The following is an 11941-nucleotide window of genomic DNA, read 5'->3' as shown; positions in this document are numbered from 1 at the left end:
CCGGGGCACTTGGCGCGGCACCGGATCGAATGCGCGAATGTCGCGCTCCCACCTAGAGAAACCCTACGCACGACCGGGACGGCCACCAGCCCCATGACGATCAATCAGGTGACGATCTGTGTCAGTGCGACTCGCGGCGCGACGAGCTCGGGAAGTTCACAGCTTGCACGACAGCGTCGCCATGTCGCTGTCCTTGGGCTTGAACAGGCTTTCGAAATCGCCGCCGGTGCCGCCGCGGTACGCGTCCGCCGCGTCCGGCAGCGTGTCCAGGAAATCGTGCCGCCACTGTGTGCGCAGGTAGTCGCTGATCACGGAGTTCAGCTTGAGGCAGTCCTCGTGGTGCTGCCCGAGCAATCCGACGCCGTAGTACTGAAGCTCACCGAACGTGCCCGACAGGACGACCTTGAACTTGCCGGGCCTCGCGTGGGTGAAGCCGTAGAGGATCAGGGTGTCGCTGAACACCGCGTCGGTTCCGCCCCGCTCGAGCAGGTCGATGCACTCCTGGGTACTGGGTGCCCGAGTCGCCATGTTCGCGCCGGGGATCGTCACCGCCGCATTGGTGGTCGTGCTCACGGTGCAAACGCTTTTCCCGGCCAGGCTGTCCTTGCCGGCGACGCGGGTGTCGTCCGCGCGGACGAGCAGCGCCTGGGGGGTGATCATGTACGGGCCGGCGAAGTCGATGCCGTCCTGGTTGCGTTGCGTTGTGATCGAGTAGGTCGCGATGACGATCGTCGCCGTGCCGCTCTTGAGCTTGCCCGCTCGATCCGTGGACGTGAGCGGGGTGTTCGCGACCGGAGTGTGCAATCTCGCCCCGATCGCGTTCATCAGGTCGATGTCGAAGCCCGCGGGATTGGTGTCGCCCAGCGAGAAGCCCGGCGCGCGGTCGCCGACGCCGACGGCGAGCGGCCCCGTGAGGATGGACGGCGTCGGTGGCGTGGACGTGCAGCCGGCCAGCGCCAGGAGGGCGCCGCCGACGGCAAGCCACCGCAGTGTCCGCTCCGCTCTCATGAGTCCTCCAAGGCGGCCGTCATCGGTTCCGCAGCTTCGCGCTGGTGACGAACAGGTCCACCGCGCAGTTCCGGTCTTCCCGGGTGTTCATGACGGTGACGTCGAGGTGCAGGTGCTCGGTCCCGTCCGGCAGGTCGAGGCGGACGGGCGTGCCGGGAGTCACGGCGACCGCCGAGCCGCGATTCCCCGCGGACCTCGGGATCAGCGAGAATCTGGTGTTCGGGACGCAGCTTCCGGCGCCGCTGTTGGTGTCGGCGGCCTGGAGCACCAGATCGATCTGCGTTCTCCTGACCGCGATGTCGACATCGAGCTCGGCGTGCCCGTCGGGTAACACGCCGGTGCTGCCGGCGAGGTGGATCTGGGAAAGCACGTCGACCTCGTGGTTGGCCTGGTAGTAGGACCAGGCACCCCATCCCGCGCTGACCGCGGAATCCACGGCGAGGATGGCGATGACGACGCCCCGCGTGACCCCTGGTCCGATCCGTGGGAACCGCGGAGGTTGAAAGACGCCGACGATCCCGGTGAGGGCGGTGAGGAGACTCACGAAGGATCCGACGATGGCCGCCACCACGTCGATTTTGGCCGCGATCAAGCCGAGGAGCACGACCGTCCAGACCAACGCGATCGTGGCCGCGACAACGAAGCGCGGACTGAGTGGTCCTGGTGTTCCGGAACCCGGGAAACGAGCGTCCGAGGTCGGGACTTGATCAGCTGACTCCTGCGGAGGGTGTTCGCCCGGTTCCTCGGTCACGGCGTCAGTCACGACTGAAGAACCCCCGCGCATCAAAAAGTTCGCTGTTGTGCCAGGCAACCACCCTCCAGGACCTGCCGCAATCGGCCAAAAGGTGTGGGCATCCCCAGCCCACCTGGAGTACCCGCGATCGCAGATCGGCGTGTGTGCGGTGTTGGCCGAGGTGGGGAACCGGTTCGCGGATCGGGACGGCGGTGATTGGATTCCCGGTGCAGGGAAACTTTTCGATCCGGCCCGGGTGGCGCGAAAAAAACGCACGTCCTCGTGCGGTGGCGAAGCACGTGCCGCGCCAGGCGAAATACGAAAATCGGATGGAGAGTGTGCCGGGACGGGGTCGAACGTCGAGCCGCCGCGTCGGCGCCTTCGGTTGTCTCGCCGGATGTGTAACAAGCGGTCTTCGGCCATCGACTGGAAGTTGTCCTACTCGAAATCCCGGAGGTCGCGCGCCGCGCGGGCCGGTTCCGCGCGAGCCAGAAAGTTCCTGCATGAGCCTGGATCCCCCGGCTGTCGCCGGGTTGTTCGTCGACGGCTACGCCGGGGCGAGCCGGTCACTGGTCTTCGCCGGACTGGTGTTGGCGACTACCGGGACGGTGCGGTTCCTGCGTGAACGGCAGTCGGTGGAGGTCGCCGCGGTCGGCGCGCCCGCTCGCCACATCACCGGTGGTGCCGCGGTGCTGTTCCGCGGGGCCGGGCCGGCGCTCGGGTGGCCGCTCGCACTCCTCGTCGCCGGGTTCTGCGTGGGCGATCACCTGCTGCCGCGCACGCTCGTCACGGGCGCGATCCTCGGCCTGGCGATGGCCGCGGTGGTCGGAGCGGCCTGGTATCTGCTGCGGCGATCCGCCGGGCGCCACGGTTGCCGGGCGGTGACCGGCCCGGCGCTCGCGGTGCTCTCGGCGACGAGCACGTTGTCGTTGTTCGGATTTTTGCTGGTGGTTCGCCTCGGGCCTGCCCGCGTCCCGAACGGCAACCTCGGAGAACTGTTCCACGACGGCAGGTTCGCGGCCGCGCGCGACGCCATCGGCCTCCCTTTGGCCGTCTTCGGCGCAGGCTTGGGCGCGGTGCTTCTCTGGCCGTGGTTGAAACGGCAGAATTCTCCCATCGGCCGACGGCGAGCCTTTTCCCGTTGGCGCGAAAACCACCGCGGCCGGTTTTACGCGGTGGCGCTGGGCCTGGTCGCCGTCACGTTCATCGTGCCCGCGTTCTTCACGGGACTCACCCCGATCTACACGTCCGCGCCGGAGCTCGGGAAGTTCTTGTACTGTCTGGTTCTCGCGTATTTCGTCGCCGGCCATGCCGCCGTCTACCGCAACGGCGTCGCCTGGACCAAGCACGCCGAACTGGCCGCCCGATTCTGGTACCCGGTGCTGCTCTTCGTCGCGGTGGCCGCCGCGAGCCTGATCAAGAAAGACATGGGCCCCCTGATCCCGCTCCTCGTCGCGACGATGGCCGTGCTGGGCACCGTGCTCTACCACCACGCCGGCCGGGCGCTCGACGCGGACCGGCCGGGGCGGGAGCGCCGGCGCTGGGCCAGGTTCCGGCAGTACGGCAGGCCGCTCGTGCTCGTGCTCGGGGTGCTGGTGGTGGTCGCGGGTGTGGCGATGCTGTTCATGCCGTACATCGGGGCCCGCTTCGTGATCATGGCGGATCCGTGGACCTACACCTGGCACGGCACCTGCGTGCCACCGGACGCCGTGGTGCCGCAGGGAGTCCCCGCTCCGCAGGCCCCGGCCACCCCGCCCGGCTACACGGCGTGCCAGTTCAGTTATGCCGACGACGAGGCCGAGCACCGATCGCAGATGGCCCGGGGCCTGGCGATCATGGCCGACGGCGGGTTGTGGGGACGCGGGCTCGACGACACCACGGCCGGGGTTCTGCAGGTCGGCGATTCCGACTTCGTGCTCGCGGTGATCTGGAGCAAGCTCGGCGGGGCCACCGTGCTGCTGCTCACGGCTCTGACCGCGCTGCTGGCCGGTGCCCTCGGCCGGATCGGGCCATCTGCCGGACGGCTGGCCCCGGCCCGCGAGAGCGCGGCGGACCGGGCCCGCGCCGGCCGTGGCGCGCTCGACCCGTCACGGCTGTTCGCGACCGCGATCGGGGCGATGGTGCTCGGGCAGTTCGTGTTCGTGTTCGCCACCACCCAGAACTTCTTCGCCCAGTCCGGGATCACCGCTCCCTTCCTGTCGCGCGGCGGCAGCTCCACGGCGATGCTGGGGCTCGCCGTGCTCGTGGCCGTGGCGCTGCGGCTGAACGCGCCTGCCGCGGGGCCGCACCCGAGGCCGGAACCGGCGGCCACGCCCCGAGCGCTCGGCCGGTGGCGTCGGCCGTCGGCCGCCGCCTTCTTGCTCTGTTGCGCGTTGCTGGCGGTCACCGTCGCGGTGCCGTACCGGCCGAACGGTGCCGATCGGCCGTACTGCGGTCCGACGCAGAACATGGTCGACTCGAGTCAGTGCTCGATGGACCGGGTCGCCGCGAGCCGGCGCAGCATCGAACTGACGCTCGACGGCACGCTCGGGTACCGCTGGGACACCGCGGCCGGCGCATGGGTGGCGCAAGGGCCGTCGACGCCCGCCGTGGGTGATCTCGACGGCCTGATCAACACCGACGGCAAGAACGCCGGGCTGCTCGACTCGGCGTTGCAGTCGCTCGCCGCACCCGGCACCCCGAGCACGCTCGCGGACCGGCTGGGCGCACCGCGCCAGGAGACGCGCACCGCCCTCGAATTGACCCTCTCGCGAAGGATCCAGCATGCCACCGCCACGGCGTTGCGCACGGACCTCGACGGTTCGGCGCCACTCGCCGGCGGGGCGGCGGTGCTCGACGCGCGTTCGGGCCGGGTGCTGGCGATGTCGAGCGCCCCGACGGCCCTGCACATCGATGCGCCGCCGGACTCCGGGGCCAGTGCCGCCGCGGCGCAGGACTTCGAGAACCGGCAGAAGTTCGGGCCGCGACACGCGGACGGGACCATCGCGCCCACGCCGGGGTGCAAGGTCGCGGAGGACGGCAAGGCCACGGTGGACGCGGCCGTGAACTGCTGGGCCTGGCGCCTCCGGAAGGTGCCGGTCGCGGCACCGGATCCGCGGCAGGAAGCCGACCAGCGGCGGTACGTGGCGAACGATCCCACCGTCACGCTGCCCAGCGTCAACGAGGACCGTGCGGCCGGGCACCGGTACGGGTTCGGTTCCACCTTCAAGGTCGTCGTGGCCGCCGCCTACCTCCGGCAACCCGGCACCACGGCCGACGATCTGCTGCCCGCGCCGGAAACGGTCCCCGACGGCGGTCGCGTCATCCGAAACCACAACCGCGGCGAATGCCCCGGGACCGTGCAGGGACAGATCAGCCTGACCGCTGCGCTCGCTGTGTCGTGCAACACGGCGTTCGTCCGGCTCGCCGAGCGGCTCGGCTGGCCGGCCATCCGGCGGACCGCCCTGGACTTCGGCTTCAACGACGCGGGCCAGGAGGGACGGGCCTGGCTGGCGGACATCGACGTCGGCCTGTCGTCTTCGGTCTCCGGTTCGGTCGACGCCCCGGACAGCGCCGGTCTCGGCAACAACGTGCTCGGCGGCGGCGAAACCCGGGGCACCCCGCTGCAGATGGCCACCGTCCTGGCCGGGATCGCCAACCACGGGCTCGTCCGGCAGCCGCGGGTCGTCCTCGCGCCCGGCACCACGGGCGAACCGGCGCGGGACAAGCAGGTGCTCACCGGTCCGCAGGCCGACCAGCTGCGGGCCGCCCTCGCCGGCACGACCGCGGCCGGCGGCACCGCGTCCGCGCTGCACGCCCCGGACGGCAGGCAGCTGTGGGTCAAGACCGGGACGGATGACCCGTACGAGACGACCGCCCCACCCCCGGGCAGCTTCGTGCGGCAGACCGCGTGGCTCGTCGGGTTCGTCGAAACCGCGTCCGGTCCGGTGTCCTTCGCCGTCGCCGTCGAGACCCGCGACGAGAAGGCGGGCAGCACCCGCGCCCGCCTCGTCGCCCAGCAGATCATCGAGAGCGTTGTGGAGGGCCGCGGATGACCGACCTCGAAGGGATCGCCGAAGACGTCCGCATCGATGCGAGCCGAAAGCTCAGCGAAGCGCTCACCGCGGCCCGCACCGCGGTGACGATGCGGGTGACGATCCTGACCCGGGACCGGCTGGTGCGGCAGTCCGACATCAGGGAGTCGCTGATCGAGGTGTGCGCCGACCGGCCCGGCTGCCGGTTCGAGGTCCGGTTCGAGGAGCGGAACGACCTGACGGAGCCGTTCCGGATCGACGTCGTCCCGGCCGCACAGGCCCGGCAGGCGGAGCGGGAGCGCGACCTCGAAGAGGGGCTGCGCTACCGGCTGTTCACGCTCTCCTGGCAGGACCTGCAGTTCCACGACCTGTTGGTCGAAGGCGCGGGCTGGGTGCCGCTCGGCCGCTCCCGGCTCGCCGGCGGCGAGTTCGGCATCGAGCTGCCCGACTCGTTGAACACGGTTCCGCGCGACAGCTTGCTCGAACTCCGGTGTGAAAGCGCCGGGCTCCGGGTGCGGCGCACCTGGGTCCGGCCGGAGATCGCGGTCGAGGTCGGCGGCGCCGTGCTGTCGCCGGGCGACGCCGGTGGCCGGGCGATCGCCCCGGACGGCGAGATCACCTACGCCGAGCCGAACGGCCGGGGGACGACCGCGTTGGCCTACCGCCTGACCGAATGGCAGGACGGTGTGCTCGAACCCGGCGGCGTCCCGCAGCTGACCGGCGAGGAACCGTTCGAGGTGTGGCTGCGCTACTTCGGTGCGTGGCGGCACTTCCAGGTGGCGCCGCCGGAGGCAGCTCCCGAACAGCGTGAATTCCCCGTGCGCGGCGCGCTGCGCAAAGTCACGGTGGAAGTCGAGTACACGACCGCGACCTCTCCCCAGGAGCCGGAAGCCCGGTGGCACGTCAAGATCTACCGGTGTGCCACGCCGCAGCAGGCGCGGTTGCTGCGCCGGGAACTCCAGGCCCAGGTGACGCTGATCGACCGGGTCAACGCCGCGGTCGGCGGGGGCAGCGCCCGCGCGGCGGCCTGGCCGATCGTCCCGGTCGCCGTCGTCCCCGAGGACTGGGAGTCGTTGGCGGCCGAAACGAGCCCCACCAGCTACCACGCCGGCAGAACCTCGGTGGTGGACAACCCGGTCAACCGGCTCTCCGCGTGGTTCGGGGTGCCGAACTCGCCACGGACGGACTGCTACGTCTTGGTGGTCTCGCCGCTGCTGCAGACCAAGCCGTGGGCCAAGTCCACCGATCCGTCCCGCCGGGTGCCGGGCATCGAGGAACTGCCTCCGCTGCGCAGGCTCGCCGAAGGCCTGGACCGCTGCCACGCGGCCCGGATCGTGCACGTGGATATCAAGCCGCAGAACGTCGGCTGGCTGCAGACCGTGGACGGGACCCCGGCGTACGTCCTGCTGGACGGCGATTCCGTCCGCTCCTTGGACGAGCTGTCGCTGGATTCCGGGCCGCGAGCGACCTACTCGTACGCCCACCCCGACGTGAAGCTGTGGATGTGGGAGCAGGTGAGCCGCACCGGCCCGGTGGCGGACTCCGGGGCCACCCGGCCGCTGACGCCGGGCGGCCACGAGCAGCGGTACCCGGGCCCGGAACTCCCCGACCTGGTGGCGCACGACCGGTTCGGCTTCGCGCTCGTCGTGCTGTGCGCCATCGCGGGGATCGACCGGCTGCACCGGCTGCTGCCGTCGATGGAGTCCGCGACCGGGCTCATCGACGACGGCGAAGCGACCGCCGCGGAAATCCTCGGCTACTGGCCGGAACCGCGCTGGCGGGCCTTCGCCGAGGAACTCGCCGAGCCCTTCCGCACCGGTGCGTTCGGCTCTGGAGACCACTGGGCCACGGAGTGGATCGACCGGTTGCTGCGAGCGGAGTCGGACCACGGCGGCGGCACCGGGCCTCCCGATGTCCGGCCCCGGGCGGGGGGCAAGTACGGCCACCGGGTCGACGCGGTCTGGGACGAGGTCACCCAGCACGGCCGGTTCACCCCGGCCGAGCCGGCGGCCACGGTCGTCGAAGCCCTCGCGCGGCACCGGCGGGCCGTCGCGGTCCGCGCCTTCGCCCAGACGGTGGTGCCGGTCGGTCTGGTGCTGGTCGTGCTCGCGGCCCTGGTCGTACTCGTCGAGAGGAGTTGAACCATGACCCACGGAACTCCCCGTCGGACCCTGCTCGGCGGCCTCGACCGCAAGCTGGGGGACGAACCGCCCGTGCGGCCGGATCAGGCGCTGGGCCTGCACATCGCGGACTGGACGTCGTACGAACACGTCCGGCGGCAGCGCGGTCATGCCGCGGCGTCGGCCTACGTGCACGCGCAGTTCGAAGCCGCCGGGAAGATCGGCGTCCGGCACGGGATCCGCTGGTGCGCTGTCATCTTCGGCGTGCTCGTGGTCGTGGTCGCGCTCCTTTCACTGATCCCCGCCTAGCAGGTGGCGCCTTCCCGGAAAGCAGAAACAGGAACTATGTTGCCTACGCCCGACAAGTGCGCGGTGTGCGGGGACACCATGGGCCCGCGCCGCAGTCAGCACGAGCGTCCCAGCTTGATGTTGGAGCTGTACCGCGACGACGCGAAGAGGTTCCAGCACCGGCTCACTCCCTTCGGCCACGAAGCTCCGTCCCGCAGTAGCCGGAACTTCGACCCCGCCTCGGTCAAGCTCTGCTACCAGCTGTGCGGAAGCGGGCACCTGCTGCTGCGCTACCGCCAGGACTACCTCGGCCGGGAGATCCCGGTCCAGCCGGCGCACGGTGCCGTCTCGGTCGCCGCGATCGGCCAGACGGCGGCGGGCAAGAGCTACCTGATGCTGCGGGCGCTCAGCCAGCAGCTGCTGTACGAGGACAGCGAAGGCCACGAGCACTTCGTGAGCGTCAACGCCACCGACGCCAATCTGGAGGCGGCCGCGTTCGACCGGCTGAAAATGGGCTACCACGAGATGCGGGTCAAAGGGCTTCCGCTGGCCGTCACCGGCCGGGATCACATGATGCCGGTGGAGTTCCTCGGGTACGAGGTCTCGGACGAGCTCATCGAGGACGCCCAAGCCCTGTGCAAGGACCTGATGAGCACCGAGACGCTGCCCGCGGACTGGTGGCGGCTCATCCGCCAGCCGGTGGCCCGCCGGTTCCTGTTCGACCGGCGCCAGGTGCTCGCGGTGGTCGCCGACCTGCCGGGCGAGCTGTTCAAGCGGGACCGGCCCGAGGACGAAGACCGGCGCGACGTCCTGCGGCGGTACGACACCCTGGTGTGGCTGGTGGATCCCGCCGTGTCCAAGCGCGTGGCGGACTTCCTGCCCGACGAGGTGCGGGCGGGGCTGCTGGGCAGCATGCGCCCGGACGAGGTGATCAACCCCAAGGAGCAGGAGACCCGGGACGACCGGGACACGGTCCAGCAGGAGCTCGCCACCGTCCTGACCCACGAGGGCACCTTCGCCGACCGGCCGGACCAGGTTCAGCAGCTGCTCATCTGTGTGTCCAAAGTGGATCTGCTCTATCAGGCCCTGGCCAGTGGTCGGGGCCTGGACAGGCTGGGCAGTCCCAACGAGGTGCTGAAGGGCATGCGCCGTTACCTGAAGACGACGGTGAAGCGCGCGTTGGAGAACCCGGCCGTGTCCGAGGACGCCCGCAACTACATCGTGGCCCGGCTCGGCGATTCCTGGGGCAACGGGCCGGTCCGGGAGGCGTTGATCGACCAGCTCGCCGGGTCTCTGCTCACGCACTACAGCGATCCGGCGGCGTTCTGGAACCTGGTGCACGGTGGCGAGCACGACACGGTCAAGATCACGCCGGGGCGTCCGGAAGCGACGTTCACCTACCGGGTTCCGGTGCCGTCGATCGACGAGTACATGACGGCTTCGCTCACCCCGGGCAATGCCGGGTTGCTGCAGATCCGCGATCTCGTGATGTCCGCACTGGGCGCCGGCGTCGTGTCCGGGATGGGGCTCGGTGATCAGATCGGCGCCCTGCTGGCCAACCCGCGCCGCGACATCCGGTTCCTGCTGTGTTCGCCGCTGGGGAACACGCCGCTGCTGGAAGCGGGCACCGACCGGCGCATCATCACGCGGGACCACCGTGGTTTCGCCGACGTCACGGAGCGGTCCGCGGCGCTGACCCAGCTGTTGCTGAACATGTTGCGAGGAGAGCGCGCATGACCGAGCCGGTGATCGTGCGATGGGGCGGCGGCTTGGCCGGGTTCGCGCCGAACCCCGATCCGGACCACCCCGAACCCCCGGAGCTGGTCGAACGGGCGGCGGAGCTCGTCCACACGCTGGTCGGTCAGCCGCACACCGAGACCGTGGACTTCCGCCGGTGGCCCATCTGGGGGTTGCTGCGGGACCGGACGATGTGGTGCTTCACCGTGCAGGGCCGCGGTGGTGGCTTCGGCCGGGCCGGGGTCTGCGAGTTCCTCTTCCTGCCGGGCGACTGGCATCCGGCACGGGCCTGGCGGACCGGCCTGGCCAAGGTCGGCGCCGACGGCAGGTTGACGCGCGGCGGTGATCGCCCGCCGTTCGACCTCACCCCGGCGCGCCCGGCCGTCGTGGCCGCGCTGACGGGCCTGGCGGCCGGACGCCGGAAGCTGGCCCTCGACGGAGAGCCGCACGAGGTCGCCGCCGTCATCGCCGCCCTGCTCACGGTGCTGCCGGTCGCCGTGGCCGCCGAACGGTTCTGGATCACCTACCCGGTCAAACCCCCTGTCGCCGCCGGCGCCGTGGCCACCGGGCGCTGGCCGGCCGATCTGGCGCGCGAGCGCGACGCTGATCGCCTGCTGGCGTGGCTGGACAACGAGGACGAGCCGTCGCCGCTGCCGGAAAAGGAGCGGGAGGCGGTCGAGTGGATGGCCGACCGGGCCTTGGAGAACACGGCCGTGGAGCGGTACCGGGACGCGCCGAGCATGCGCGAGTTCGTGGACGCCGTGGTGCGGGACGAACTGGACGTCGATGTCGAGGACGTGCCGCACCTGCTGCGGCAGGATCCCGTGCGGCTGCTGCGGGGCGCGGGCCCGGAGGTCGCGCGGACGTGGGCGCGGTACCGGCCGGTGGAGGCGATCGGGGAACTGCTGCACGGGCTGCCCGACACCAAGCTGCGGGGAATGCTGTTCGACGGGGTCTTGGAAGCGTCCGTCACGACGTGTCCGGGACTGTTCCCGCCCACGCCGGAGGGTTCGTTGGCCGGCTGGCACGACCTGCTGGCGGATCTGTTGCGGTGGAAGTACCCCGCGAAATCGGCTGTGGCGCAGTTCGTCCGGGAGTACCTGTGCGTCCCCGGCGGCCCGCTGGAGAGCCCGGAGGCGCGCGTGCAGGCCACGGGCTGGTTGCGGCGGCTGGGGCTCACCGCCGAGGACCCGGGGCTGGAGGACTTGTTCCCCATGCCGGTCGAGGACATCGCCGCCGAACTGGAACAGCGGGGCCGTCTTTCCGAACCCCACAAACGCCGGCTGCTGCACGCCGCCGATCCGGTCGGGGTGCTGCGCGCCGTCCTCGACCACCTGCCGCGGCCGTCGCCCAAGGCCGCGGTGTCGATGCTCCAGGCCGTGCCGGACGAGCCACGCAGGCGGACGCTGCTGTCCGAGATGCTCGAGGCGATGCGCCGCGGGGGCGACCACGACGACGCGATCAGCCGGTGGCTGACCGACGTGGTCCGATCCTGGCCGACGAGCGATTCCGGCCTCGTCGTCGACGTGGGCGCGCGCCTCCTGAACGACGCGCGTCAGGTCGACAGCGGGTTCCTGCGTGAGGTGCTGCGGTTTGTCGCGGCCGGCCAGCCGGCCGGCCTGAGCGCGCTGGTGGGCGAAGCCGGATCGCGTCTGGGTGCCGGTGGGCAGGCCGATCTCGCGCGCCGGCCCGTACCGGTCGGCGCCGGGCCCGAAAACCCGGTCGGGGAGCAAGCCGTCGGCCGCTATTCCTTTCCGGACGAGCAAAAGCCGCAGCCGAAGCGCCAACTGCGCCGCCGGCGCACACCGTCGAGGCCGAAGCCGCGCAAGCGCGACCGTGGTGACGAGACCGTGCGGGGGGAAGCGCCCCGGGCGACGCCGGTGGCCGAGATCGAGGCGACAGGCCGAACCGGTGGCCGGCGAGCCGGGGTCGGGGCCTTGGGGGAACACCTGCCGGCCATCGTCGTGTGGCTCCTGCTGCTGGTGACTGTGCTCACCGCTGCCGCCCTGGTGTTCACGTTGGTGAACTGAGTACCGAGTGAA

The 11941-nt window shown here is 71.0% G+C and carries 7 protein-coding genes; 5 read left to right on the top strand and 2 right to left on the bottom strand.

The genetic code is table 11. The features are described 5' to 3' along the window. Nucleotides 1–156: 156 nt before the first annotated feature. On the bottom strand, nucleotides 157–1008 hold the full coding sequence (locus ACWED2_RS42535) for a transporter substrate-binding domain-containing protein (RefSeq protein ID WP_449696179.1): 852 nt from the start codon (nucleotides 1006–1008) through the stop codon (nucleotides 157–159). 19 nt (nucleotides 1009–1027) lie between these two features. Then, nucleotides 1028–1627, bottom strand: coding sequence for a hypothetical protein (locus tag ACWED2_RS42530; protein WP_449696178.1), 600 nt, complete (start codon nucleotides 1625–1627; stop codon nucleotides 1028–1030). A gap of 617 nt (nucleotides 1628–2244) precedes the next feature. Between ACWED2_RS42530 and ACWED2_RS42525 the strand changes: the two genes are divergently transcribed. The 5 genes from ACWED2_RS42525 to ACWED2_RS42505 all read left to right on the top strand — a co-directional run bounded on the left by ACWED2_RS42525 (nucleotide 2245) and on the right by ACWED2_RS42505 (nucleotide 11929). After that, the gene (locus ACWED2_RS42525) at nucleotides 2245–5775 is read left to right on the top strand and encodes a penicillin-binding transpeptidase domain-containing protein (protein WP_449696177.1); all 3531 of its coding nucleotides are present in this window, start codon (nucleotides 2245–2247) and stop codon (nucleotides 5773–5775) included. Further along, on the top strand, nucleotides 5772–7895 hold the full coding sequence (locus ACWED2_RS42520; protein ID WP_449696176.1) for a hypothetical protein: 2124 nt from the start codon (nucleotides 5772–5774) through the stop codon (nucleotides 7893–7895). Before ACWED2_RS42525 ends, ACWED2_RS42520 begins: the two co-directional genes overlap by 4 nt. 3 nt (nucleotides 7896–7898) lie before the next feature. Further along, complete coding sequence (locus ACWED2_RS42515) at nucleotides 7899–8183, top strand: hypothetical protein (RefSeq protein ID WP_449696175.1); 285 nt, start codon at nucleotides 7899–7901, stop codon at nucleotides 8181–8183. 114 nt (nucleotides 8184–8297) lie between these two features. Continuing rightward, nucleotides 8298–9899, top strand: a complete 1602-nt coding sequence (locus ACWED2_RS42510) for a hypothetical protein (protein WP_449696174.1) — start codon at nucleotides 8298–8300, stop codon at nucleotides 9897–9899. Beyond that, nucleotides 9896–11929 (top strand): hypothetical protein, encoded by a 2034-nt coding sequence (locus ACWED2_RS42505; RefSeq protein WP_449696173.1) that lies wholly within the window; start codon nucleotides 9896–9898, stop codon nucleotides 11927–11929. Before ACWED2_RS42510 ends, ACWED2_RS42505 begins: the two co-directional genes overlap by 4 nt. Nucleotides 11930–11941 lie beyond the last annotated feature (12 nt).

Source organism: Amycolatopsis sp. NPDC005003, from assembly GCF_053600695.1.
This window is presented reverse-complemented; position numbering and strand designations above follow the sequence as displayed.

Excerpts from the sequence above, each read along its gene's own strand:
- ACWED2_RS42535 (WP_449696179.1), bottom strand. The coding sequence starts at position 1,008 with ATGAGAGCGGAGCGGACACTGCGGTGGCTTGCCGTCGGCGGCGCCCTC.
- ACWED2_RS42525 (WP_449696177.1), top strand. The coding sequence starts at position 2,245 with ATGAGCCTGGATCCCCCGGCTGTCGCCGGGTTGTTCGTCGACGGCTAC.
- ACWED2_RS42520 (WP_449696176.1), top strand. The coding sequence starts at position 5,772 with ATGACCGACCTCGAAGGGATCGCCGAAGACGTCCGCATCGATGCGAGC.
- ACWED2_RS42515 (WP_449696175.1), top strand. The coding sequence starts at position 7,899 with ATGACCCACGGAACTCCCCGTCGGACCCTGCTCGGCGGCCTCGACCGC.
- ACWED2_RS42505 (WP_449696173.1), top strand. The coding sequence starts at position 9,896 with ATGACCGAGCCGGTGATCGTGCGATGGGGCGGCGGCTTGGCCGGGTTC.